General features: G+C 61.4%; 19 protein-coding genes. 12 read left to right on the top strand and 7 right to left on the bottom strand.

All coding sequences use genetic code 11. The features are described 5' to 3' along the window. Nucleotides 1-219: 219 nt before the first annotated feature. Nucleotides 220-1146: a hypothetical protein gene (locus ACI2KA_RS21785; RefSeq protein WP_404504543.1), complete on the top strand. Its 927-nt coding sequence runs from the start codon at nt 220-222 to the stop codon at nt 1144-1146. Between the two features lie 81 nt (nt 1147-1227). Here ACI2KA_RS21785 and lysS read toward each other — a convergent pair whose 3' ends face one another. From lysS to ACI2KA_RS21755, 6 genes are all read right to left on the bottom strand, one after another. Continuing rightward, nucleotides 1228-2727, bottom strand: a complete 1500-nt coding sequence (gene lysS, locus ACI2KA_RS21780; protein WP_404504542.1) for a lysine--tRNA ligase — start codon at nt 2725-2727, stop codon at nt 1228-1230. A 251-nt stretch (nt 2728-2978) separates the two neighbouring features. After that, complete coding sequence (gene gltX / locus ACI2KA_RS21775; protein WP_404504541.1) at nt 2979-4436, bottom strand: glutamate--tRNA ligase; 1458 nt, start codon at nt 4434-4436, stop codon at nt 2979-2981. 211 nt (nt 4437-4647) lie between these two features. After that, nucleotides 4648-6420 carry an SLC13 family permease gene (locus ACI2KA_RS21770; protein ID WP_404504540.1) on the bottom strand — a complete coding sequence of 591 codons (1773 nt, stop codon included), beginning with the start codon at nt 6418-6420 and terminating at the stop codon, nt 4648-4650. Between the two features lie 241 nt (nt 6421-6661). Beyond that, complete coding sequence (locus tag ACI2KA_RS21765) at nt 6662-6949, bottom strand: GIY-YIG nuclease family protein (RefSeq protein WP_404504539.1); 288 nt, start codon at nt 6947-6949, stop codon at nt 6662-6664. 167 nt (nt 6950-7116) lie between these two features. Next, nucleotides 7117-7878, bottom strand: a complete 762-nt coding sequence (locus ACI2KA_RS21760; protein ID WP_404504538.1) for a TerC family protein — start codon at nt 7876-7878, stop codon at nt 7117-7119. Between the two features lie 162 nt (nt 7879-8040). Continuing rightward, nucleotides 8041-8727 (bottom strand): TetR/AcrR family transcriptional regulator, encoded by a 687-nt coding sequence (locus tag ACI2KA_RS21755; protein ID WP_404504537.1) that lies wholly within the window; start codon nt 8725-8727, stop codon nt 8041-8043. A gap of 160 nt (nt 8728-8887) precedes the next feature. Here ACI2KA_RS21755 and ACI2KA_RS21750 point away from each other — a divergent pair, with 160 nt between their 5' ends. From ACI2KA_RS21750 to ACI2KA_RS21700, 11 genes are all read left to right on the top strand, one after another. After that, entirely contained in the window at nt 8888-10099 is a 1212-nt protein-coding gene (locus ACI2KA_RS21750; RefSeq protein WP_404504536.1) for an HlyD family efflux transporter periplasmic adaptor subunit, read from the top strand. Between the two features lie 21 nt (nt 10100-10120). After that, nucleotides 10121-11704, top strand: coding sequence for a DHA2 family efflux MFS transporter permease subunit (locus ACI2KA_RS21745; RefSeq protein ID WP_404504535.1), 1584 nt, complete (start codon nt 10121-10123; stop codon nt 11702-11704). Nucleotides 11705-12028: 324 nt separating this feature from the next. Next, complete coding sequence (locus ACI2KA_RS21740) at nt 12029-13051, top strand: LacI family DNA-binding transcriptional regulator (protein WP_404504534.1); 1023 nt, start codon at nt 12029-12031, stop codon at nt 13049-13051. Between the two features lie 105 nt (nt 13052-13156). Beyond that, a complete protein-coding gene (gene xylB, locus ACI2KA_RS21735; protein WP_404504565.1) occupies nt 13157-14611 on the top strand; it encodes a xylulokinase in 1455 nt (484 codons plus the stop codon). An 83-nt stretch (nt 14612-14694) separates the two neighbouring features. Continuing rightward, nucleotides 14695-16005 carry a xylose isomerase gene (gene xylA, locus ACI2KA_RS21730; protein ID WP_404504533.1) on the top strand — a complete coding sequence of 437 codons (1311 nt, stop codon included), beginning with the start codon at nt 14695-14697 and terminating at the stop codon, nt 16003-16005. 715 nt (nt 16006-16720) lie between these two features. Continuing rightward, nucleotides 16721-18100 carry a GH1 family beta-glucosidase gene (locus ACI2KA_RS21725; protein ID WP_404504532.1) on the top strand — a complete coding sequence of 460 codons (1380 nt, stop codon included), beginning with the start codon at nt 16721-16723 and terminating at the stop codon, nt 18098-18100. Between the two features lie 366 nt (nt 18101-18466). After that, the gene (locus tag ACI2KA_RS21720; protein ID WP_404504531.1) at nt 18467-19096 is read left to right on the top strand and encodes an NAD(P)H-dependent oxidoreductase; all 630 of its coding nucleotides are present in this window, start codon (nt 18467-18469) and stop codon (nt 19094-19096) included. 368 nt (nt 19097-19464) lie between these two features. Next, complete coding sequence (locus tag ACI2KA_RS21715; protein ID WP_404504530.1) at nt 19465-20505, top strand: methionine ABC transporter ATP-binding protein; 1041 nt, start codon at nt 19465-19467, stop codon at nt 20503-20505. Beyond that, complete coding sequence (locus ACI2KA_RS21710) at nt 20495-21163, top strand: methionine ABC transporter permease (RefSeq protein ID WP_404504529.1); 669 nt, start codon at nt 20495-20497, stop codon at nt 21161-21163. The genes ACI2KA_RS21715 and ACI2KA_RS21710 overlap by 11 nt, the downstream gene beginning before the upstream one ends. A 33-nt stretch (nt 21164-21196) precedes the next feature. Then, on the top strand, nt 21197-21976 hold the full coding sequence (locus tag ACI2KA_RS21705) for a MetQ/NlpA family ABC transporter substrate-binding protein (protein WP_404504528.1): 780 nt from the start codon (nt 21197-21199) through the stop codon (nt 21974-21976). Between the two features lie 199 nt (nt 21977-22175). Then, nucleotides 22176-24419, top strand: a complete 2244-nt coding sequence (locus ACI2KA_RS21700) for an EAL domain-containing protein (protein WP_404504527.1) — start codon at nt 22176-22178, stop codon at nt 24417-24419. 68 nt (nt 24420-24487) lie between these two features. On the opposite strand, the gene ACI2KA_RS21695 is transcribed toward ACI2KA_RS21700, so the two are convergent. Continuing rightward, complete coding sequence (locus ACI2KA_RS21695; RefSeq protein WP_404504526.1) at nt 24488-25432, bottom strand: rhodanese-related sulfurtransferase; 945 nt, start codon at nt 25430-25432, stop codon at nt 24488-24490. Nucleotides 25433-25517: the final 85 nt, after the last annotated feature.

Here is a 25517-nt window from a genome sequence, read left to right as displayed (position 1 = left end):
GCTATTGCAAATCATTCGCAATTTCACGGATTTCACAAATGTCCGAAAATGGTGCGGTTTTACCCGCGCCGCGCCGGCGGGATTAAACTTTTTTCAATGAGAAAGCGGCACTATCGCAAGGCTCGGACAGCGAGGTTGCGAGCTTTATCCCGCGTGTGTTCCTCATCCTTCGAGCCACGTTTTGGGGTGAGGGCGATAGGCGGGGTACTGAATGTCAGGATGTTGCGGGTGAAAGCTGTATTCGGACGAATGCGGTTTTCGCGCAAGCTCGGTATGATCGTAGGCGGGATCCTGCTTCTTGCGGGTGCGACCGGTTCTGCTGCCGTGTTCATCGGCAGCGAGCGGCTGCTCGGGCCGTCCTATGCCGCCGCCAACGGGCTTTCCTGCGACGCAGTCCAGACGGTCAATATCCGCAAGAACGGCTCGCTCTGGGTGCGCAAGTTCATCCGCACCGATGGCGGCGATGGCACGGAGCGCTTGAAGACCGCGCTGCGTGTCGCCAGGGCTGTCTACGACAAGCAGAAGCCCGATCTGGTTCAGGTTTCGGTGCTCGATAAAAACGGCCCGCAATTGCGCTCGGAAATGCGCGGCCGGGCAATTGCGGCGCAGGTGGTGTTCATTCCCGATCCGGCCAAAATTCCCGAGGGCGCCGACGTCCGGCGTTATTCCGCCTATTATTATGACGGCGCGGCCAATGGCAGCGGCCAGTTTTACGGTCTGCGCATCGATTTGCCGCTGGAAGATGCCGAAGCCATGGCGGCAAGTCTCAGCGATTCGGCCGATTGTGCGACGCCGGCTTCGGATGCCGGCCCCGAAGGCCATGGTGGCAAGGCTGCGAAGGGGGCGGCCGGACATGGCGAAAGCAAGGACGATGGCGCCGGCGGCCACGGCGCGGCGCCGGCGGAAACCGACGATGGCGGGACCGGCGCGGAAGCGCATGGCGAAACCGCATCTCCCGATGCCCATGGCGAACCCGGCGCCGACGAACTTCTGACCTCGACGCCGGAAGCCGACGGCGGCAGCATCTTCAGCCTGACCTATTTGAAATCGCTGATCTTCGGCAAGGGCTCGACGACCGCGCAGGCGGCGGAAGAGAAGGCGCAGGCAGGTGAGCCGGATGGCGACACGGCCAAGGCGGAGCATTGAAGGTCCGCCGACTTCGGCGCGGGCTTGGTGAAAAAAGCATCGGGAGCCTCGTCGCGCGAAGCTCCCTCTCTTCGTCTCTTCTTAATCCGCCTTGTTGCGGCGGGCGGGGAAGAGGATGACGTCGCGGATCGACGGGGCGTTGGTGAGCAGCATGATCAAGCGGTCGACGCCGATGCCGAGGCCGCCGGCGGGCGGCATGCCCTGGTCGATGGCGTCGAGGAATTCGTCGTCCAGCTGCTTGTCCTTTTCGCCGCGGGCGTGCGCCTGTTCCAGCTGTTCCACCATGCGGCGGCGCTGTTCTTCCGGATCGTTGAGTTCGGAGAAGGCGTTGCCCACTTCCCAGGCGTTGCAATAGCTTTCGAAACGCTCGACGAGGCGCGGTTCGCCCGGCACTTCCTTGGCAAAGGGCGAGATGTCCTTGGGGAAATGCGTCACATGGCTCGGCTGGATCAGCGTGGCTTCCACCTTTTCTTCAAAGATGAAGGCAAGGCATTCGCCCCAGGTCCAGTCCTTCTCGACGGCAAAACCGGCGGCCTTGGCGGCAGCGCGGGCTTCTTCGTCGGTCTTGAGGCCAAGGAAATCGATACCGGTCGCTTCCTTCACCGCATCCGGCATCGGCACGCGCTTGAACGGACCCTTGAAGGAGATCGTCTGGCCCTGGAATTCCACCTCGGTCGTGCCGTGCAGGGCGATCGCCAGCGTCTCGAACAGCCGCTCCACGAGACCCATGATGTCCTCGTAGTCGGCATAGGCCCAGTAGCACTCCATCATGGTGAATTCGGGATTGTGCCTTGTGGAGACGCCTTCGTTGCGGAAGTTGCGGTTGATTTCGAAGACCTTGTCGGTCAGGCCCGAAACCAGCGTGCGCTTCAGGTACAGTTCCGGCGCGATGCGCAGATACATGTCCATCTTCAGCGTGTTGTGGAAGGTCTTGAACGGATCGGCCGTGGCGCCGCCATAGATGGTCTGCAGCATCGGCGTTTCCACTTCGAGGAAGCCTTCGGCCTCCATGAAGCGGCGGATGCCGGAAAGGATCTTTGAGCGCTGCAGGAAGCGCAGCTTGGATTCCTCGTTGGAAAGAATGTCGAGATGGCGCTTGCGATACCGCAGCTCGATATCGGAGACGCCGTGCCACTTCTCCGGCATCGGCAGCAGCGACTTCGTCAGCATGGTGATCTCTTCGGCATTGATCGTCAGTTCGCCGCGCTTGGTGCGGCGCACCTTGCCGGTGACGCCGATGATGTCGCCGATATCGATCATCGGCAACAGGTTGCGCGCCGCTTCCGGCGTCGTATCCTTGTGGGAGAAGATCTGCACCTTGCCGGATGCGTCATGGATGTCCATGAACATGCCGGAATTGCGCGAGGAATAAACGCGGCCCGCCACCGTCACCGTATCGCCGGTTTCGACGTCGGCTTCGATATCGGCGTATTTTTCCGCAAGCTCGGCATTGGTCAGCGTGCGGTGGAAATGCGCCGGATAGACGTCGCCGATCTGCTCGCGCAGCAGTGCAAGTTTCTGGCGGCGCACTTCGGTGGCGTCGGAGGAGAGGGCGGTGGTTTCGGTCGTCTTGTCGTTCATTGTGTTGGCCTTCAGAGGGCTTGTTCGTTGCGGGTGGCCTTTGTGCGTTGGGCTTACCCCCCTCTGCCCTGCCGGGCATCTCCCCCTCAAGGGGGGAGATCAGATGCTGCGCCCACCCGTTCCATGGGCAAGGTGTGCGCTGCTTGTCGATCTCCCCCCTTGAGGGGGAGATGCCCGGCAGGGCAGAGGGGGGTAAGCCCCAGGCAGAAGGCGTATTCTAAAATGCTGCCGTCACCGCCAGCACATAACTATCAGCTTCCGCTGCCAACTATCGTGGCCACAACGGCAATCGCGATCTTCAACCGCTGGCGCACCACGGAACGGCCGAGCAGCGCCATCGAGTCAAACAGCGGCAGCGAGCGTGAGGAACCCGAGACGGCGACGAAAAGCGGCGGCGTCACGACGCGCAGCTTCTTGCCGGTGCGTTCGGCCACATCGCGCAGCTCGGCCTCAATCGCTTCCACGTTCCAGTCCGGCATCTTCTCCAGATCGGCGGCAACCGTGGTGAGGATTTCGTGGATTTCCTCCGGCTTGCTCTTCAGCCCGGCAAAGGAAGCCGGCGTCAGGCCGACATCGCTTGCCAGCAGGAAGCCGGCAAGGTTCGGCAATTCGCCGAGTCTCGAAATGCGGCTCTGGGCAAGCTTCAGCCCTTCGGTCAGGCGGGCATTTTCCATCGCCCATTCCAGCGTGCGGGCAATGAAGTCTTCCGGGGAAAGCTTCTCGCGCAGCCAGCGGCCGTTCAGCCAGTCCAGCTTCTGGATGTCGAAGATCGCGCCGGCCTTGGACAGCGCTTCCGGATCGAACTTAGCCGCCAGCTCGTCCATGGTCAGAAGCTCTTCGCCCTCGGCGATCTGGATGAAAAACAGGCCGAGGAAGTTCATCAGCGCTTCCGGCAGGTAACCGAGCGCGGAATAATAGGAGATCGAGGTCGGGTTCTTGCGCTTGGAAAGCTTGGACTTGTCGGCGTTGCGCATCAGCGAGAGATGCATGAACACCGGCTCCTGCCAGCCGAAATAACGGTAAAGCAGGATGTGCTTCGGTACGGAGGCCAGCCACTCTTCGCCGCGCGCCACATGGCTGATCTTCATCAGATGGTCGTCTATGACGTTGGCCATGTGATAGGTCGGCATGCCGTCGGCCTTGATCAGCACCTGCATGTCGACCGAATCCCACGGGATCGAGACATCGCCATAAACGCCGTCATGGAAATCGCACGAGCCTTCGGTCGGGATTTTCATGCGCACGACATTGGCCTCGCCGCTAGCGACGCGGGCGGTGACTTCCTCGGCCTTCAGGTTGAGGCAATGGCCGTCATATTTCGGCGGCTTGCCGGCGGCGCGCTGGGCTTCACGCATCTGTTCCAGCCGCTCGGGCGTGCAGAAACAGCGGAAGGCATGGCCTTTTTCGAGAAGCTCTTCGGCATAGGGCCAATACATGGCCTTGCGCTCGGACTGGCGATAGGGGCCGTAGGGACCGCCGACATCGGGGCCTTCCGACCAGGCGAGGCCGGTCCAGCGCAGGGCTTCCAGCACCTTCTGCTCATATTCGAGCGTCGAGCGGGTGGCGTCGGTATCCTCGATGCGCAGGATGAACTCGCCGCCGTGTTTCTTGGCGAAGAGATAGTTGAACAGCGCGATATAGGCCGTGCCGACATGCGGCTCGCCGGTGGGGGAAGGTGCAATGCGGACGCGGACGCCGGAAGTGGTCATGAAATTCACTCGTCGTGGACGTGGCTGTGACATGGGTGGCTTCACCCGTCTGTCACGAAGTTTTCGTTTGGATGCGGCAGGAAACCATGTCCAAAGGCACAATGAAAGCGCCTTTTGCACATTCCCGTTCGGCATCGGCTTAGGCCATATTCTACCGCAGGCGTCAAGGAAATATGGAGTACGCCTTGTCTTGGCGGGCCGGTGAGCCGCCCTAATTCACCGGCCAGACGTAAAGCAGCATCGGAATGCTGGCGATGACGATCATGATCGACAGCGGCAGGCCAAGACGCGGATAGTCGCTGAAACGATAACCGCCCGGTCCCATCACCAGCGTATTGCACTGGTGGCCGATGGGGGTGAGGAAATCGCAGCCGGCGCCGATCGCCACCGCCATCAGGAAGGCCTCGGGCCGGAAGCCGAGCGTGGTGGCGAAACCGGCGGCGATGGGGGCCATGACCAGCACCGTGGCGGCATTGTTGAGGAAGGGCGTCACCGCCATGGCGGTGAGCAGGATCATGCCGAGCGCCGCGAAAGGCGGCAGCCCCTGCGCGGCGTGGCCGAGCCAGGCGGCGATCAACTCGCTCGCGCCGCTGGTGCGCAGGCTGTCACTGACGGGAATGAGGGCGGCGAGCATGACGAGGATCGGCCCGTCGATCGATTTATAGACTTCGCTGAGCGGAATGGCGCCGACAACGATCATCAGGAAGGCGGCGGCGAAAAAGGCGACGGAGACCGGCGCCAGCCCGCTACCGGCGGCAATCATGGCGGCGGCAAGCACGATGACCGGCAGAAGCGCGCGGCGCTGGACGCCCAGCAGGATTTCGCGCTGCGCCAGCGGCAGCAGGGAAAATTCGTGCAGCACCTGCGGCAGGTTCTTGCGGCTTCCCTGCAACAGGATGACATCGCCCGCCTGCAAGGTGAGGTCGGAGAGCCGCTGGCTGACACGCTGGCCGCGGCGGCTGACGGCGATCAGATTGACGCCACGCGTATAGGACAGGGAAAGCTCACGCGCGGAAATGCCTGATAGCACCGATTCATTGCTGATCACTGCTTCCATGGAGATGAGATCGGCGGTTTTCTGGCCGTTCTCCATCAGCGGCTTGCCGGAAAGCAGCAGCTTCGCCTGCGAGACGATGCGGTCCAGCCCCTCCGGGCTGCCTTCCAGCAGAACGGTGTCGCCCGCTTTCAGCGTCACATCGGGGAAGGGGGAAATGCGCCGCGGCCCGCGCAGGATGGTGCTGGCGATCACGTCGCCGTCGGCCTGTTTCAGCAGGTAGCGCAATGGCCGGTCTGCAAAGGTGCTGTCGGCGGGCAGCGTCGCCTCCGCCGTATAGGCCGCCTGGTCGAGAATGTCCTCGACCGAGGCCTTTTCACGGTTGCGCACCGGCAGCAGCCGGTAACCGAAGGTCAGGAAGATGATGCCGATGACGGTGAGGCCGGCGCCGACCGGGGTAAAATCGAACATCGAAAAGCTTTGCCCCGTCATGTCCTCGCGCAGCCTTGAAACGACGATGTTGGGCGAGGTGCCGATCTGCGTCATCAACCCGCCCAGGAGCGCGGCAAAGGCCATGGGCATCAGATAATAGGAGACCGGGCTGCCGGATTTGCGCGCGAACTGGAAGGCGACGGGCATCATGATGGCAAGCGCGCCGATATTCTTGATGAAGGCGGACATGACGGCGACGACGATCATCAGGAAGGCGAGCTGCAGGCCCTTGGAATGCATTTCGGGGAAATATCGCTTGATGGTCATGTCGACGATGCCGGAACGCGCCACCGCCGAACTGACGACCAGCGCACTGCCGACGATGATGACGATATCGTCCGAAAACCCCGAAAAAGCCTTGTCGAAGGGCACGACGCCGAGCACCACCGCCACCAGCAGGGCGCTGCAGGCAACCACGTCATAACGGAACCTGTCCCAGATGAACGCCACCATCATGCCGGCAATGACGGTGAAGGCGAGGATCTGGTCTGTCGTCATGCTGGCTTGTGCTTTCAAAGGAGAGACGGCGGGAATGACTCTATCGATGCGGATATCGAAGAACGCTAGCCGGGGTGAAGCGGTTCCGGGTTGGAGATGTCATTCCTATCTCTTCGTCATACCGGCCGTGAGCAGGCATCCAGCCGACGCGGCCTCACGCGGCGAGAAGAGTTTTTTCAGCCCAAGGACTTGGGCTGGCTGGATGTCGGATCAGGTCCGGCATGACGGAGCGGAGGCGTTGTCAGAGAAGAAAATGGGCAATGTCGTCCCAGGCTGGATTGAGATCTTCAATCAACTTTATCTTCCATGCCCGCGGCCAGTTTTTTATCGTCTTTTCTCTCGCAATTGCGTCCGTGACGAGATCGTATGTTTCAAACCACACAAGCGTCTTAACGCCATAACGGGTTGTGAATCCGGGCGTCAGGTTGTTCTGATATTCATATAAACGGTGAGAAAGGTCGCTTGTTACGCCAGTATAGAGCGTACCGTTTCTTTTGGATGCAAGAATATAAACGTAACCTTGGCGCATGAGAAACGCTCATGATTTTTGCAAGAAATCAATTTATTTCCGTCATGCCGGACTTGATCCGGCATCCAGCCGACGCGCGTCTGCGCGGCGACAGGAGTCCTTTCAGCCCAAATACTTGGGCTGGCTGGATTCCGGCTCAAGGCCGGAATGACGGTGGCGAGATGCCGTTAGTGCGTATCGCCGGCGGCCTCCGCCTTCTTGCGGCGTCGCGCATTACGGGCCAGCATGTTGAGCAGCTCCACCAGCGCCGAAAACGCCATGGCGGCATAGACGTAGCCCTTTGGAACGTGGAAGCCCATGCCTTCGGCGATCAGCGTCGTGCCGATCATCATCAGGAAGGCGAGCGCCAGCATGACGATGGTCGGGTTGCGCTCGATGAAGTTGGCGAGCGGCGTTGCGGCGAGCAGCATCACGGCGACGGCAACGACGACGGCGACGATCATGATCGGCAGATGCGGCGTCATGCCGACGGCGGTGATGATGCTGTCCACCGAAAAGACGAGGTCGAGCAGCAGGATCTGGCCGATGGCGGCGCTGAAGCTCATTGCCGCCGGGCCGCCCACCATGTCTTCCTTGTGGTCTTCGGGGTCGACATTGTGGTGGATTTCCTTGGTGGCCTTCCACATCAGGAAGAGACCGCCGGCGATCAGGATCATGTCCTTCCAGGAGAAGGCGTGACCGAAGACTTCGAAGACCGGCGTGGTGAGCTGCACGATCCAGGCGACGGTGCCGAGCAGGCCGAGGCGCATGACGAGCGCCAGGCCGATGCCGATCTTGCGGGCTTTTTCCCGCTGTTCCGGCGGCAGCTTGTTGGTCAGGATCGAGATGAAGATCAGGTTGTCGATGCCGAGCACGACCTCCATGACCACCAGCGTGACGAGCGCCACCCAGGCGGCGGGATCAGACAGAAGCGGGAGAACGGACTCCATCAGGGGGAATTTCCTTTCAGCAACAGGCCAGCCGACACATTCGGCGGGTGGAATTTATAACGCAATACGCGAGAAACAAGGAGACGGAGGCTCCGCCACGCAAGATTTCATCGAAATTTCGCGCGGGCCGCGTATCGGCGTCGACGCCGTTGCTGAATGATCTCAGGCCCTGTCGGTTCCGTAGGCGGCCATGAAGACCTTGATGGCGCTCGCGATCACCCGGTCCAGCTCCTCTTCGGGAACCGGGCCTTCGATCTCGCCGAACAGCCTGAGCTTGAAAAATGTGCCGGTGGAAAGCTCGATATATTGCCGGGCGGCCAGTTCCACGTCATCGACCTTCAGGTGGCCGAGCGCCACGTGGTGTTCGATGAAATCCTGCAGCACGGTGCGCACATTGTTGGGCGCGGCAATGAAAAAACGCTGCGCCAGTTTCGGCATGCGGTCGATGACGCCGATCACCGAGCGCATGGCCGGGATCATCTCGGAGCAGATCATCTTGTTGGCGAAAGCCTTGCCGAATTGTTTCAGACCCTCGCGTACCTCCTCGGTGCCGGCCAGGATGTTGCGCATGGACGTGGCGAATTCCTGCCGGTGATTGTCGACGAGGGCGGCGAACAGGTCCTCCTTGTTGGAGAAATAGACATAGATCGTGCCCTTGGAAACGCCCGCTTCACGGGTGATGTCGTTCATGCTGGCGGCATCGAAGCCCTTGCGCTTGAACACACGCCAGGCGCCGGCCAGAATCTGCCCGCGTTTTGCCGGGTCCTCGCCGGCTGCAAAACGCCCGGCGGGATTTCCCGGACAACCCGTTTCCGTGTCCGTTTCGATATCCATGTCTTCCCCTGCCATCGTTACCGCCTCCTCGCACCGCAATGGCGTTAAAAAAATTGACTGAACGTCGAACCAATCGGTTCGATAACACTTGATATGTGTCAGGAAAGAGATTATGTCAATCGAACCGAACGGTTCAGTTCGAAAAACTTTCTTCAATCTATCACGGTACACTCTCATGTCGGCCCAGAAGAATAGCGCGGTTCGCGCCGTCAACGATGCGGAAGAGGCGGATGTTTCCGCCAAGGCCGAGACCTCTCCCGCAAAGCCGGCAGAGGCTCCGCCGCAACAGCCCCAGACGACTGCCGCACCGAAGCAGAAGAAGCGCTCGCCGCTTCTGCCGGTCATCGCCGTCGCGCTTCTGGCCGGTGCCGGCTGGTATGGCTACAACTGGTGGATCGACGGCCGCTTCATGGTCTCGACGGACGATGCCTATATAGAAGGCGATATCGCCGTCATCGCGCCGAAGGTGTCCGGTTACGTTGCCAAGGTCAATGTGGTCGAGAACCAGGAAGTCAAGGCGGGCGACCCGCTGGTGACGCTGGATGACGGCGATTACCGCATCGCGCTTGAACAGGCCGAGGCGCAGATCCGCACCGAGGAACTGTCGCTGAAGCGCATCGACGCGCAGATCGTCGGCGGCGAGGCGTCGCTGGAGCAGGCCGTCGCCCAGAAGGGTTCGCTGGATGCGGCCCTTCGCGGCGCTGAAATCACCCAGAAGCGCGCCAGCGAGCTGCAGGCCAAGGATGTCGGCACGGTCGCCGCCTCCGACAGTGCCCAGGTGGCGCTCGACCAGGCCAAGGCCAATGCCGTGGCCGGCGATGCCGCCATCACCTCGGCCAAGGCCAATGTCGAGCTCCTGCGCGCCCAGCGCGAGGAAGCCGAAAGCACCATCCGCTCGCTGCAGCTGTCGCGCGACAAGGCCGCCCGCGACCTGTCCTTCACGGTTCTGAAGGCGCCTTATGACGGCGTCATCGGCAATCTGGCGGTGCAGAACGGCGATCTGGTGTCCGTCGGCAAGCGGCTGGCGTCGCTGGTGCCGATGAACGAGCTTTATATCGACGCCAATTTCAAGGAAACGCAGCTTGCCCGCGTCGTGCCCGGCTCGAAGGTGCGCGTGCATGTCGACGCCTTTGACGATGCGACGATCGAAGGCACGGTGCAGTCGATCTCGCCCGGTTCGGGTTCGGTCTTCTCCATGCTGCCGCCGGAAAACGCCACGGGCAACTTCACCAAGGTCATCCAGCGTGTGCCGGTGCGTATCGTCTTCTCCAGGGAAGACCTTGAAAAGCACAATCTGCGCGCGGGCCTCAGCGTCGTTGTCGATGTCGATACCCGCACGGCGCCGGAAACCACCAAAACGGCGCAAGCTAACCCGCAGGCCAAATAAGGCTTCGTTGAGGGCAAGATCATGGCGGCTACGGTTGTCGGTACGGGCGGGGCGTCCATCCCCGCCGATCCCCCGATGGACAGGCGCAGGCTCATCGCGTTTTTCGCGATGGTCTTCGGCATGTTCATGTCCATTCTCGATATTCAGATCGTCTCCGCCTCGCTGGCGGAAATCCAGGCCGGCCTCGGCGCCGGCTCGGACGAGATCGCCTGGGTGCAGACCTCCTATCTGATCGCCGAAGTGATCATGATCCCGCTGTCGGGCACGCTGGCGCGCATCCTGTCCACGCGGGTGCTGTTCGCCACCTGCGCTGCCGGTTTCACGATTTCGAGCGCGCTCTGCGCCACCGCCACCAATATCGACCAGATGATCGTCTACCGCGCGATCCAGGGCTTTATCGGCGGCGGCATGATTCCCTCCGTCTTTGCGGCCGCCTTCACCATTTTCCCACCGTCGAAGCGCTCCGTCGTCTCGCCGATCATCGGTCTCGTCGCAACGCTTGCGCCCACCATCGGCCCGACGGTCGGCGGTTATCTCTCCAATGCCTTTTCCTGGCACTGGCTGTTCCTCGTCAACATCATTCCCGGCATCATCGTCACGATCCTGACCTGGAGCCTGATCGATTTCGACAAGCCGGAGCACTCGCTGTGGAAGAAGTTCGACTGGTGGGGTCTGCTCTCCATGGCCGTCTTCCTCGGCTCGCTGGAATATGTGTTGGAAGAGGGCAACAACAAGGACTGGTTCAACGACGAGCATATCGTGCTTGGCTCCGTGGCCATGGTCATTGGTGCTGTCGTGTTCTTCTGGCGCGCCTTCAAGGTCGAATTCCCGGTGGTCGATATCCGCGCCTTCGCGGACCGCAACTTTTCCATCGGCTCGCTGTTCTCCTTCGTCATGGGCATCGGGCTTTACGGGCTGACCTATCTCTATCCGCTCTATCTCGGAAGGGTGCGCGGTTACGATGCGCTGATGATCGGCGAGACCATGTTCGTCTCCGGTCTTGCCATGTTCTTCACCGCGCCGATCGCCGGCAAGGTCTCCACCAGGCTCGATCCGCGGGCGATGATGGCCATCGGCTTCATCAGCTTCGGCTGCGGCACCTGGATCATGACGCATGTGACCACCGACTGGGATTTCTACGAGCTGCTGATCCCGCAGATTCTGCGCGGTTTCGGCCTGATGATGTGCATGGTGCCGATCAACAACATCGCGCTCGGTACCCTGCCGCCGGCCCGTATCCGCAATGCGTCCGGCCTGTTCAACCTTACCCGCAACCTCGGCGGCGCGGTTGGCCTCGCCATCATCAACACCATGCTGTCGCAGCGCACGGACGACCATTACGTGCGGCTCGCCGAACATATCAGCTATTCCAACCCGCAGGCGCTGGAATGGCTGAACAGCGTCGGCGCGAACTACGATTCCTACGGTCTGGACGGCGCATCCGTCGCGGTCAAGAAACTGGTCGGCATGGTCTCGCAGCAGGCTTGGATATTGGCCTTCGCCGATGTGTTCTTCGCGCTGACGATTTTGTTCTCCAGCCTGATCTTCATGACCGTGCTGATCCAGAAACCCAAGGCGGCGCCGCCGCCGGACGCGGCGCACTGACAAGAATCCCCTCCCATCCACCGCAGCGCTGGGGCCGTCGAAAATGACGGCCCCCTTTTTTTGGCCGGGCATGGCGAAGGCCTTCGCTCACCACGTATTCGGCGTCATCCTCGGGCTCGACCCGAGGATCCATCTCCAGACGCTGCCATGGTTCCTCGGGTCAAGCCCGAGGATGACGCCGAGTGTGTAGGGACACCAGAATTCTTTCCGGACGGAGAAAATCAACCGGCATCTCCGCGTCCAGAAATTAAATATGAGGTACGTACATCATTTTTCAGTTTACCTCAGCCGCAAAGCTGGATATGCAAAAGGCGGGGAGGCGCCATGAAACCGACAGTCCATGATATCGCCGAGCGCGCGGGCGTCAGCCTCGCCACCATAGACCGGGTGCTGAACATGCGTCCGGGCGTTCACGCTGCCACCCGTGCCCGCGTGGAGGCGGCCATTGCCGAGCTTGGTTATGTGCGCGATATCGCCGCCGCCAATCTGGCCAAGGGCCGCAATTATTCGCTGGTCTTCATCCTGCCGGGCAACGACAATTCCTTCATGGCGACGCTGCGCGCCGAAGTGCGTGCCGCCGCGACCCGCGCCCATCTGGAGCGCACGGCGATCCGCATCATCGAGGTGCCGCCGTTCAATGCCACGGCGCTGACCGAGGCGCTGGAGGTGGCGCGGCGGGAAAAACCGTCGGGCGTGGCCTTCGTCGCCACCGATTCGGAAGATGTGGCGCAAGCCGCCGACCGGCTGGCGGAAGACGGCATCGCCACGGTGACGCTGGTGTCGGATCTTTCCGGCTCGCGCCGCGACCACTATGCCGGCGTGGACAACGTGGCGGCCGGGCGCACGGCGGCGAGCCTTATCGGACGTTTCCTTTCCGGCCATGGCGGCGATATCGCGGTCGTCGCCGGTTCCATGCTGGTGCGCGACCATCGCGAGCGTCTGGAAGGGTTTCGCGCCGTCATCGAAGCCGAATTTCCGCAATTGCGGCTGCTGCCGGTGCTGGAGGGCAAGGACGACCCGGCAACCGTCGAGGCGCTGGTTGCCGGAGCGCTTGGCAATGCCGGCCTATCCGGCATCTACAGCCTCGGCGCCGGCAATCGCGGCCTCATCCGGGCGCTGAGAGCCGCCGGCGGCGACAGGCAGCTTTCGGTCATTGCCCATGAACTGACCGAAAACACCGCCAATGCGCTACGCGAAGGCGTGCTGGACGCCGTGCTCAACCAGGATGCCGGTCACGAGGTACGCAGCGCCATCCGCGTGTTGAAGGCGCGCGCCGACGGCCAGCCCGTCATCGCCGCGCAGGAGCGTATCCGTATCGACATATTCCTCAGGGACAATCTGCCCTGACGAAGGCATTTCCAGGAAAAGTCGCCGCCGGTTTTCCGTCCGGAAATGCGGTGACTTTTCAAAAACGCTGAAAGTGGCGCATGGAGCGCCGGAATGGAGAAATACATGTATCTCGGTCTCGATCTTGGCACATCCGGCGTCAAAGCCCTGCTGATGGACGGCGATCAGAAAATCATCGGTTCGGCCAATGGCTCGCTGGAGGTTTCGCGCCCGCATCACGGCTGGTCCGAGCAGGATCCGGCGGACTGGATTGCCGCGACGAAAACCGCCGTTGCCGGCCTGAAGCAGACGTTTCCGAAGGAGCTTGCCGCCGTCAGGGGCATCGGCCTTTCCGGCCAGATGCATGGCGCGACGCTGATCGATGCGGCCGGCAAGGTGCTGCGCCCCTGCATCCTGTGGAACGACACGCGCTCTTATGCCGAGGCGGCCGCGCTGGACGCCGATCCGCGCTTCCGCAAGATCACCGGCAATATCGTTTTCCCCGGTTTTACCGCGCCGAAACTTGCCTGGGTGGCGAAGAACGAACCCGAAATCTTCGCAAAAGTGGCCAAGGTATTGCTGCCGAAGGATTATCTGCGGCTGTGGCTGACCGGCGACTATATCTCGGAAATGTCGGATTCCGCCGGCACCTCATGGCTCGATACCGGTGCGCGCAAATGGTCCTCCGAATTGCTTGCCGCTACCGGGCTTGATGAGAAGCACATGCCGTCACTGGTGGAAGGCACGGATGAGGCGGGCGTTCTGCGCGCCGAACTGGCCTCCGAATGGGGCATTTCCGGCCGCACTGTCGTTGCTGGCGGCGCCGGTGACAATGCGGCGTCAGCCTGCGGCATGGGCACGGTGAAGGAAGGCCATGCCTTCGTGTCGCTCGGCACCTCCGGCGTTCTCTTCGCCGCCAATGCCTCCTATCTGCCGAAGCCGGAAAGCGCCGTGCATGCCTTCTGCCACGCGCTGCCGAACATCTGGCACCAGATGGGCGTCATTCTTTCCGCCACCGATGCGCTGAACTGGTATTCGCGCCTCACCGGCCAGTCCGCCGCCGCGCTGGCCGGTGAGCTGGGCGAGACGCTGCTTGCACCGAGCGGCGTCACTTTCGCGCCCTATCTCTCCGGCGAGCGCACGCCGCACAATGACGCCGCCATTCGCGGCTCCTTCATCGGCCTTTCACATGAAAGCGACCGCAAGGCGCTGACCCAGGCGGTGCTGGAAGGCGTGGCTTTTGCGATCCGGGATAATCTCGAAGCGCTGAAATCGGCCGGCACCTCGATTTCCCGCGTCACCGCCATCGGCGGCGGTTCGCGCTCGGCCTATTGGCTGGCCTCCATCGCCACCTCGCTCGGCGTGCCCGTGGATATTCCGGCCGAAGGCGACTTCGGCGCGGCTTTCGGTGCGGCGCGTCTTGGCCTGATTGCGGCGACCGGGGCCGATCCGGTGGCGGTGTGCGCGCAGCCGGAGACGGCGCGGACGATCGAACCGGTGGCGGCGCTGGCCGGTGCCTATGAGGAGGCTTACCGGCGGTATCACGCGCTTTATCCGGCGATAAGGACGCTTTCGCATTGATGTGTTGACAGAGGGGGGTAAGCAGCCCGCTCCAACCCCGAATTTTTTACACCACCCAAACCCACCCAAAGAGGAGGATCACCATGACCACCGGCTTCTTCGGCGATATCGCCAAGATCAAATATGAAGGTCCCGACAGCACCAATCCGCTGGCCTTCCGCCATTACAACCCGGATGAAATCGTCGCCGGCAAGCGCATGGAAGATCACCTGCGTTTTGCGGTCGCCTATTGGCACACCTTCACCTGGCCGGGCGGTGATCCCTTTGGTGGTCAGACCTTCCTGCGTCCGTGGTTCGAAGATACGATGCAGGCGGCGAAGCTGAAGGCCGATGTCGCCTTCGAATTCTTCTCGCTGCTCGGTTCGCCGTTTTATTGCTTCCATGACGCGGATGTGCGCCCGGAAGGCAAAAACTTCGCCGAGAATACGAAGAACCTCAACGAGATCGTTGATTATTTTGCCAAAAAGCAGGCCGACACCGGCGTGAAGCTGCTGTGGGGCACGGCGAACCTCTTCTCCAACCGCCGTTTCATGTCCGGTGCGGCAACCAATCCGGACCCCGATGTCTTTGCATTCTCCGCCGCCACGGTGAAGACCTGCATGGATGCCACCAAGAAGCTCGGCGGCGCGAATTATGTTCTGTGGGGTGGCCGCGAAGGTTACGAGACTTTGCTCAACACCGATCTGTCGCGTGAACTCGACCAGCTCGGCCGCTTCCTCAATCTGGTGGTGGAATATAAATACAAGATCGGTTTCGAAGGCACGATCCTGATCGAGCCGAAACCGCAGGAGCCGACCAAGCACCAGTATGACTACGACGTCGCCACCGTTTACGCCTTCCTGCAGAAGAATGGTCTCGAAAAGGAAGTGAAGGTCAATATCGAGCAGGGCCACGCCATCCTTGCCGGCCATTCCTTCGAGCATGAGCTCGCCATGGCCAATGCCTTCGGCATTTTCGGCTCCATCGACATGAACCGCAACGATTACCAGTCCGGCTGGGACACCGACCAGTTCCCCAACAACGTGCCGGAAATGGCGCTCGCCTATTACCACGTGCTTGCCGGCGGCGGTTTCAAGAATGGCGGCACCAATTTCGATTCCAAGCTGCGCCGCCAGTCGCTCGACCCGCAGGACCTGCTGATCGGCCATATTGGCGGCATGGATTGCTGCGCCCGCGGCCTGAAGGCGGCGGCGAAGATGATCGAGGACGGCGCGCTGTCGAAGCCGCTTTCCGAGCGTTATGCCAAGTGGGATTCTGCCGAGGCGCAGAAGATGCTGCGTGGCGAGCTGAAGCTCGACGAAATCGCAGCGCTGGTCGAGCGCGAGGATATCAATCCCGAGCCGAAGTCCGGTCGCCAAGAATATCTCGAAAACGTGGTCAATCGTTACGTCTGATTGGGTCATAGGTTCCAAAAGGAAAGCGGGAGAACATCTCCCGCTTTTGCCGTTTCGGCCTGGCGATCCCCGTCGCAACGCTCCAACGTCATTCCGAGGCTTGAGCCGAGGATGACGCAGGGTGTGGAGGAAGGCAGGCCTTAAGGGTCGGGTGAGGGGGACATGCTCTGCGTTGCCCACCCCTAGGCGGGGAAGGTTTTCCGCCGCCGCTCTTCATTTTTCAGCAACTTCCAGAAAAATACGGTCCCGTCCGTCCCCATCCGCCATTTTTGCCGCATCATTCTTCCCGCAACCGGAACGGAAAGGCGATACGCGCGGCGTCTTTCGCGAACCGGAGGCCGGCATCGACAAGCATGGTTCTGGCAGACCGTGTTTCGGAGAGGCGTCCCGCAAGGCCAGAGGCGGGGAGAGCCGATCGGATAGATGTCGTGACAAGGCTGTAAACGAGAGGCCATGATGACGGTCTCAATGATGCGGCCCGGCGAATGCAAAGACTTTCACCACCTCCCGTTCCACCCGCATTCGCCGGGCCTGCCTCCTGCGCCGACGGCAAACCGCTGCGGCGGCTTTCGTGCATGCAAAGCGCTTTGGATCTGTTAACTGCATGGTCTGAAACGTTGTAGATTTCTGCCCGCCCGACTGTACCTGGCAAGCGACATGGTCTAAACCGCTGCTGATCTTTTCACGCTCGATGGATGACGAAAGGGCCTCTCCGATGACCGATCCCAAAGCGCTTGCAGCCCGTTTCCCCGGTGATTTCCTGTTCGGGGTCGCAACCGCCTCGTTCCAGATCGAAGGGTCCACGAAAGCGGATGGCCGCAAGCCTTCCATCTGGGACGCCTTCTGCAACATGCCGGGCCATGTCTTCGGGCGACACAATGGCGATATCGCCTGCGATCATTACAATCGCTGGGAAGAGGATCTCGATCTCATCAAGGAGATGGGTGTCGAGGCCTATCGTTTCTCCATCGCCTGGCCGCGCATCATTCCCGACGGTTTCGGGCCGATCAACGAAAAGGGGCTCGATTTTTACGATCGCCTCGTTGACGGTTGCAAGGCGCGCGGCATCAAGACCTATGCGACGCTTTACCATTGGGACCTGCCGCTGACCCTGATGGGCGACGGCGGCTGGGCCTCGCGCTCCACTGCGCACGCCTTCCAGCGTTATGCCAAGACCGTCATGGCCCGCCTCGGCGACCGGCTGGATGCGGTGGCGACCTTCAACGAACCCTGGTGCGCGGTGTGGCTCAGCCATCTCTACGGTATCCATGCGCCGGGCGAACGCAACATGGAAGCGGCCCTTGCCGCCATGCATCATATCAATCTCGCCCATGGTTTCGGTGTCGAGGCATCCCGCCATGTCGCGCCGAAGGTGCCGGTGGGACTGGTGCTGAACGCCCATTCCGTCATTCCCGCTTCCGATAGCGAGGCCGATCTGAAAGCTGCCGAACGGGCCTTCCAGTTCCACAACGGCGCGTTTTTCGATCCGGTCTTCAAGGGTGAATATCCGGTCGGGATGATGGAAGCGCTGGGCGATCGCATGCCCGTCGTGGAGGCGGAAGACCTCGCCATCATCAGCCAGAAGCTCGACTGGTGGGGCCTGAATTATTACACGCCGATGCGCGTTGCCGACGATGCGACCCCGGGCGCGGAATTCCCCGCCACGACGCCGGCTCCCGCTGTCAGCGAGGTGAAGACCGATATCGGGTGGGAGGTTTACGCCCCGGCGCTCCAGTCGCTGGTGGAGACGCTTTACAAGCGCTACGACCTGCCGCAGTGCTACATCACGGAAAACGGCGCCTGCTACAATATGGGCGTCGAAAACGGCGAGGTGAATGACCAGCCGCGTCTCGATTATTATGCCGAACACCTCGGCGTCGTCGCCGATCTCATCGGCGACGGATATCCGATGCGCGGATATTTCGCCTGGAGCCTGATGGATAATTTCGAGTGGGCCGAGGGCTATCGCATGCGTTTCGGCCTCTTTCATGTGGATTATGACACGCAGCTGCGCACGCTGAAGAACAGCGGGAAGTGGTACAGTGCGCTGGCTTCGGGGTTTCCGAAGGGGAACCATGGCGTGGCGAAGGGGTAAGGCTCTCTTCCTCATCCCTGTGCTTGTCACAGGGATCCAGCCAGCCCAAGTCTTTGGGCTGAAAGGACTCTTTTCGCCGTGCAGACGCACGTCGGCTGGATTCCTGTGACAAGCACAGGAATGAGGGTGGGGCGGGGCGTGCATGAACTTTACGTGCCGTATCCGATAACAGGCGAGGGCACGAAGCCTCTCCACAATAAAGTTCTCTCCCCTTATTATCAGTTTTCCTAACTTTTTCCCCGGTTACCGCGCGGTGCCTGCTTGCACCCGCCGTCCCGCCTCCTATGTCAGGCAGGCTACAAAGACGTAGCGCCCGTTCTGTCGCCCAAGGGGCAGGGCGGGCCGGTCCTCCCAGGGAAAACGAAGATGCTTATCGAAAAACTCAACTGGCGTTACGCCACCAAAAAAATGGATCCTTCCAAGGCCGTGTCGGAAGACAAGGTCGAGCGCATCGTCGAGGCGGCGCGGCTTGCCCCCACCTCCAGCGGCCTGCAGCCTTTCGAAGTGATCGTCGTCACCGATCCGGACGTGCGCGCCAGGATCCGCGAGATCGCCTGGAACCAGGCGCAGGTGACGGATGGTTCGCATCTCTTGGTGTTTGCGGCGTGGGACAATTACACTGAAGAGCGGATCAACCACATGTTCGATCTGGTCAATGAAGAACGCGGCATCCGGAATGAAGGCTGGGAAGCCTATCGACAGATGCTGCTCACCACCTATCCGCAGCGCGACCAGCAGGTGAATTTCGAACACGCCGCCCGTCAGGCCTATATCGGCTTCGGCATGGCCGTGGCCCAGGCCGCTTTCGAGGGTGTGGATTCCACCCCGATGGAAGGTTTCGACCCCGCCAAGCTCGACGAGATTCTCGGCCTGCGTGAAAAGGGCCTGCGCTCCGTCACCATCCTGCCGCTCGGTTATCGCCAGCCGGATGGCGACTGGCTGGTGAACCTGAAAAAGGTGCGCCGTCCGGCCGAAGAATTCGTCAGCCGCGTCTGATTTTACGCCGCTCGCAAAAGCTTGACTGCCGCAGGGCCGCAAAGGCGGCTTTGCGGTAGATTTTTTCTCTCTTTTCGGATAATTGAAAAAACATCCCTGTTAAAAGGTGGCGCCTGCGGGCAAGTATGCGCCATCGAATTGCCGATCCCCGGCATTTCTGAGTGAAAGCCTGACGAAATGACCCGGAAAATCAGCTGTCATCGAATGTGCCCGAAGGCTGCATGAAGAGAGCGGTTCAGCACCGCAACAGGATTTTTTGAGACCCGATCCGTCACGCATTCCCAGAGTTCACAATGAGTTTTCCATCCAGTGCGGCCTCGCCCGCGCGTTCAGAACAGGCGGTCCCGCAAGGGGCGGCAAAGGAGCCGATGGTCACGTTTGAAGGCGTGACCAAGACCTTTGGCGGCACGGGCGGCAAGCCCGGCTTCGCGGCCCTTGCCGGTATCGACTACACCGTGCCGAAAGGCTCCATCACCGGCATCATCGGCCGCTCCGGTGCGGGCAAATCCACGCTCATCCGCCTCGCCAACGGCCTTGAAAAACCCTCGACCGGCCGTGTGGTCGTCGATGGCGTCGATGTCGCGGCGCTCGACGAAAAGAGCCTGCGCACCTTGCGCCGGTCCGTCGGCATGATCTTCCAGCACTTCAATCTCCTGTCGTCGCGTACCGCTTTCGACAATGTCGCCCTGCCGCTTGAAATCGCCGGCATGGGCAAGAAGGAGATCGAGACCCGTGTCGCGCCGCTGCTCGATCTCGTCGGGCTTTCGGACAAGGCGAAGCGGTATCCCGCCGAACTTTCCGGCGGCCAGAAGCAGCGTGTCGGCATTGCCCGCGCGCTCGCCACCCAGCCGAAGCTGCTCCTTTCCGACGAGGCGACATCGGCGCTCGATCCGGAAACGACGCAATCCATTCTCGAGCTGCTGAAGCGCATCAATGCCGAACTCGGCCTCACCGTGCTGCTCATCACCCATGAGATGGAGGTGGTGAAAACCATCGCTTCGCAGGTCGCCGTCATCGACAGGGGCCTGATCGTCGAGGAAGGCACGACCTTCGACATCTTCACCGCGCCGAAACACGAGACGACCCGCAGCCTGCTGTCGTCCTCGGTCGGCGTGAAGCTGCCGCATTGGGTCACTTCGGGACTGAAACCGCAGGCGGCTGAAGGCGACCGCGTTCTGGTGCGGCTGGTATTCTTCGGCGAAACGGCCTTCCAGCCGCTGACGGCCCGTTTGGTCGCTGAAATCGGCCCGGACGTGAACATTCTCGCCGGCACCATCGAGGAAATCTCCGGCGCGCCCTTCGGTTCGCTCGTGGTCTCCTATCCCGCCTCGGCCGAGGTCACCGCCCGCGCCAGCCGCTTTTATGCGGAAACCGGTCTTCACACGGAGGTGCTTGGTTATGTCGCCTGATATGCTGTTCAGCCTTCTCTCCAAGGGCCTGTTGCAAACGCTGCACATGGTTGCGGTCGCCGGCATCGTCGGCTCGCTGATCGGCGTGCCAATGGGTGTTTTCCTTGCCACCAGCGGCAAGGGCGAGCTGTTTCCGGCGCCGATGACCAACCGGATCCTCGGCCTCATCGTCAATGCGGCGCGCTCCACGCCCTTCATTATCCTTGTCGTGGCGATCATTCCCTTCACCCGTCTCGTCGCCGGCACTTCGATCGGCACCAGTGCGGCCATCGTGCCGCTGACGGTCGCGACCGTGCCCTTCATCGCAAGGCTGGTGGAAGCGGCGATCCGCGAGGTGGACAAGGGCCTGATCGAGGCCGCCCGCGCCATGGGCGCCACCCCGTTGCAGATCGTCACCAAGGTGCTGCTTGCCGAAGCCAAGCCCGGCATCACGCTGGCGCTCACGCTCACGCTGGTCAGCCTCATCGGCTATTCGGCCATGGTCGGCGCTGTCGGCGGCGGCGGGCTGGGCGATCTCGGCATCCGCTACGGTTACCAACGCTTCATGCCGGACGTGATGCTGGCCGTGGTTCTGGTGCTCATCGTGCTGGTGCAGCTGGTGCAGAGCGCCGGCGACAGGCTGGCCCGCAGCTTCGACAAGCGGACCCGCAAGAATTAACTGCCTTTATAATAACAACCCAAGGAGACACCCATGAAGAAACTCATTCTCGCGGCTTCGCTCGCCGCTCTCTTCACCGCCGGCCAGGCGCTGGCGGAAACCATCAAGATCGGCGTCACCCCCGCCGAACACGCGCAGATCATGGAGCAGGTGAAGAAGATCGCCGCCGCCAAGGGCCTCGATATCGACATCGTCGAATTCTCCGACTATGTCGTGCCGAACCAGGCGCTCGCCGATGGCGAGCTGCAGGCCAACTCCTTCCAGCACCAGCCTTACCTCGACAACCAGATCGCCGACCGCAAGTTCGATCTCGTCAGCGTCGGCACCACCATCACCACCCCGATGGGCGTTTATTCCAAGAAGGTGAAGAGCCTTGACGAGCTGAAGGACGGCGCAACCATCGGCATTCCGAACGACCCGACCAATGGCGGCCGTGCCCTGCTGGTTCTCGCCTCCAAGGGCGTGCTGAAGGTGAAGGAAGAGGCCGGCCTGAAGGTAACGCCTGCCGACATCACCGAAAACCCGAAGAACATCCAGATCGTCGAGCTTGACGCCGCCCAGCTGCCGCGTTCGCTTGACGATACCGACGCTTCGGTCATCAACACCAACTACGCGACGGCAGCGGGTCTCAACCCCAAGAAGGATGCGATCGCCATCGAAAGCGAAAAGTCTCCTTATGCGAACGTCATCGCCGTTCGTGCGCAGGACAAGGACAAGCCCTGGGTGAAGACGCTGGTGGAATCTTACCACAGCCCGGAAGTGAAGGCCTTCATTCTGGAAAAGTATAACGGCACGGTCATCCCGTCCTGGTAAGAACCGCCGTTACCGTAAAAATGAGGACCTCTCCCATCCGTTGGGGGAGGTCTTTTTTCTTTCAGAATGGGCACAAATCCGCCATCTCTGAAAAACCCCTGCCATTCCAGGGAAGGATTTTTCAGCGCTCCGTGCAGACTGTCGTTTTATACCCGTAGTTTTTTGGGGTTCGGCCACAATGCGGCTTAACGCCTTCTGAATGTTTCCTTCGCAAGATGATGCTTTCGAAGGGGATTTTATGCGGATTGCGCCGCGCAACATTGGAGACTATCTGCCGGTCGGGCGCAGAACCGCCGTGGGTGTGGTGCTGTCCACATTCGCGCTGGTGCTTCTCATCGTCACGGCGCTTGTGCTCTCCGCCCTCAGCCAGGTCCGGGAAAAGGCGAACCTGCTCGACAATGCCCGTTCGCGCGAAACGACGGCGGGTGCCCTCATCACCTTCCGCGAGCAGCTTGGCGCCACGCTGAACGACTATGCCGCCTGGGACGATGCCGCCGAATATGTCTATGCTCCCGACCGCTTCGACTGGGTGGCCAGCAATTACGGCGAGATGACGGTCAATAACGACCTTTTCGACACGGCCGTGGTCATCGATGAGGACGGCAAGGTCCGCATGGCCTATCAGAACGGCATGCCGGTCAAATGGGCCTATGGCAGCTATTTCGCGGGTGGCCTGCAGGAGATGATCGAGCGCGTCCAGGCCATGCGTCCCGGCATCACCTCGCATGTCACCGGTTTTGTCAAAACCGAAGACGGCATTGCCGCCGCCGGTGTGGCGCTTGTCCGGCTCAAATCCGGGGCGCTGCCGCCGGTCGGCGCGGAGCGGCGTTATCTGATTTTCGCCCGCCACCTCAAGCAGGCGACGGTGGACAAGCTTGCCCGCAACTATGTGATCGAGGGTCTGGAACTGCAATATGGCGACGGACCTGCCGCCAACCACGTGGATATCGTCAATCCCATGGGACAAGTGCTGGCGCGCCTCGTCTGGCGTTCGCACCTGCCGGGAGACGTCAGTTTCCATGAGGCGCGGCCTGTCGTCTTCACCGCGCTCGGTATTGCCGGCACGTTTTTCCTGGTGCTTCTGATCATCGGTTCGGCCACGCTCGACCGGCTGAAGGCGGATGAAGCCGCGGCGCGGGAAGAGGCGCTGCGCGATCGGCTGAGCGGGCTCAGCAACCGCGCCGGCCTGTTTGCGAAACTCAACCGCATGGTCGGCAAGGCCCGGCATGACAAGAGCGATATCAAGCTGCTTTACCTCGATCTCGACGGCTTCAAGGAGATCAACGATTCCTACGGCCATGCCGCCGGCGACCGGCTGATCAAGGGGGTTGCCGCGGCGCTCAGGGTGCTGGTGCCGGAAGACGCCGTGCTGGCGCGGCTGGGCGGCGATGAATTCGCCATCGCCATTCAGGGCAATGACGTCTGGTCGGAAGGCCGCAAGCTGTGTCTGTCGCTGCTTGAACTTTTTACCGAGCCTTTCAGCATCGGCGAAAGGGTGGCGAGCATCGGTTGCAGCATCGGCACCTCCGTTTCCCGCGCCGGCGATATCAATGGCGAGGAACTGCTGCGGCGCGCCGACATGGCCATGTATCAGGCCAAGGAGAACGGGCGCGGCCGTTACGTTTCCTACGAGCTGAAGATGGATGCGCTGCGTGAGGAAAAATTGCAGCTCGAGGCCGATCTCCGCTGCGCCATCCTGAACGACGAAATTTCGGTGGTCTATCAGCCGGTGGTGAATGCCGCCACACGCTGTATCACCGGGGTGGAAGCGCTGGCCCGCTGGCAGAGGCCCGGTTATGGCTTCGTGCCGCCGGATATTTTCATTGCCGCCGCCGAAACCAGCGGCCTGATCGACCGGCTCGGCCTGCTGGTTCTGCACAAGGCCTGCGAGACGGCGCGGCAATGGCCATCCATCAAGCTATCCGTGAATATTTCGCCGGTCCAATTCCGCAATCCGGCCTTTTCCGGCCATGTGGCGGATATTCTCGACGTCACGCGGACGCCACCGGAAAGGCTGCGGCTGGAAATGACGGAAGGTTATTTCATCCAGCATCCCGAGCGGGCGAGCGCGGCGATCGACAAGCTGAAACAGCTTGGCCTGCATATTGCGCTCGATGACTTCGGCGCCGGTTTTGCGAGTGTCGGATATCTGCGCCGCTTCGGTTTCGACCGGATGAAGATCGACCGGTCGCTGATCGTGGCGCTGCAGCAGGGCGGGCGGTCGCTGGAGATGTTGCAGGCGACCGTGGCGCTGGCGAAATCGCTCGATATTCCGGTCACGGCCGAAGGTGTGGAGACGGAAGAACAGGCGGCGATCCTGCATCTGTGCGGTTGCGATGAATTGCAGGGCTATCTGTTTTCCAAGCCGGTGGCCGCCGAAGAGATCACCGCCATGCTGGACGGGCAGGATGCGCCGCTGTTTGCTCTCCGGGCCGGGGCGTGAGTGATTTGAACTGCGTCATCCCGGATCCGGTCCGGTATGACGGAGAATAGATCGGTGCGGGCTTCGGCTCACCGCCCCAGATGCCGCCCGCCGCGTTTCTTCGCCAATTCGATCTGCTGCTGCCGGTCGCGAAAACGCTGGCGGTCCTCTTCGCTGCGCTCGTCGTAACAGCTCGGGCAGGAAACGCCGTCCTCGAATTTGGGAGAGAGGCGCACATCCGGCGTGATCGGGTTGCGGCAGGCGTGGCAGAGCTGGTGGTCGCCCTCGGCAAGGCCGTGCACCACGGAAACGCGTTCGTCGAACACGAAGCAGGCGCCTTCCCACAGGCTCTCTTTTTCCGGCACTTCCTCCAGATATTTCAGGATGCCGCCCTTGAGGTGATAGACCTCGTCGAAACCCTGTTCCTTCATGAAGGCGGTGGCCTTTTCGCAGCGGATGCCGCCGGTGCAATACATGGCGATCTTCGGCTTGTTGTGCAGGCCGGGATTGTTCTTCACCCAGTCGGGAAACTCGCGGAAGGTTTTTGTCTTCGGATCGACCGCGCCCTTGAAGACGCCGATGGCGGTCTCGTAATCGTTGCGGGTATCGATGACGATCGTATCGGGATCGGAAATCAGCGCGTTCCAGTCGCGCGCCTCGACATAGGTGCCGACGATGCGGTTCGGATCGATATCCGGCACGCCCATGGTGACGATCTCTTTCTTGAGCTTCACCTTCAGCCGCACGAAAGGCATATGCGCGGCACGGCTTTCCTTATGCTCCAGCGCGGCAAATTCGGGCTGGGCGCGCAGGAAGGAAAGCACGGCATGAATGCCCGCATCCGGCCCGGCAATCGTGCCGTTGATGCCTTCGGCGGCAAGCAGCAGCGTGCCCTTGACGCCGTTTTCCTGGCAGAGCGCAAACAGCGGCTCGCGCAGGCTCTCGAACCGCGGCAGGCGGGCGAAATGGTAAAGCGCGGCCACTAGGAAATCGCCAGAGACTTCCGGGCGGGGGAGAATGGTCGTGTCGGTCATGGGCGCTGAAATACAGCGACGGCGGCCGCAAAGCAATATTTATCGGCGCGGGGCGGTATTTTGAAAATCGTCAAATCCCGAGATT

It is taken from the genome of Agrobacterium sp. NPDC089420 (assembly GCF_044900305.1).
Lineage (GTDB): Bacteria > Pseudomonadota > Alphaproteobacteria > Rhizobiales > Rhizobiaceae > Agrobacterium.
Note: the sequence above shows the minus strand (reverse complement) of the source record. Positions and strands in the feature narration are given on the sequence as shown.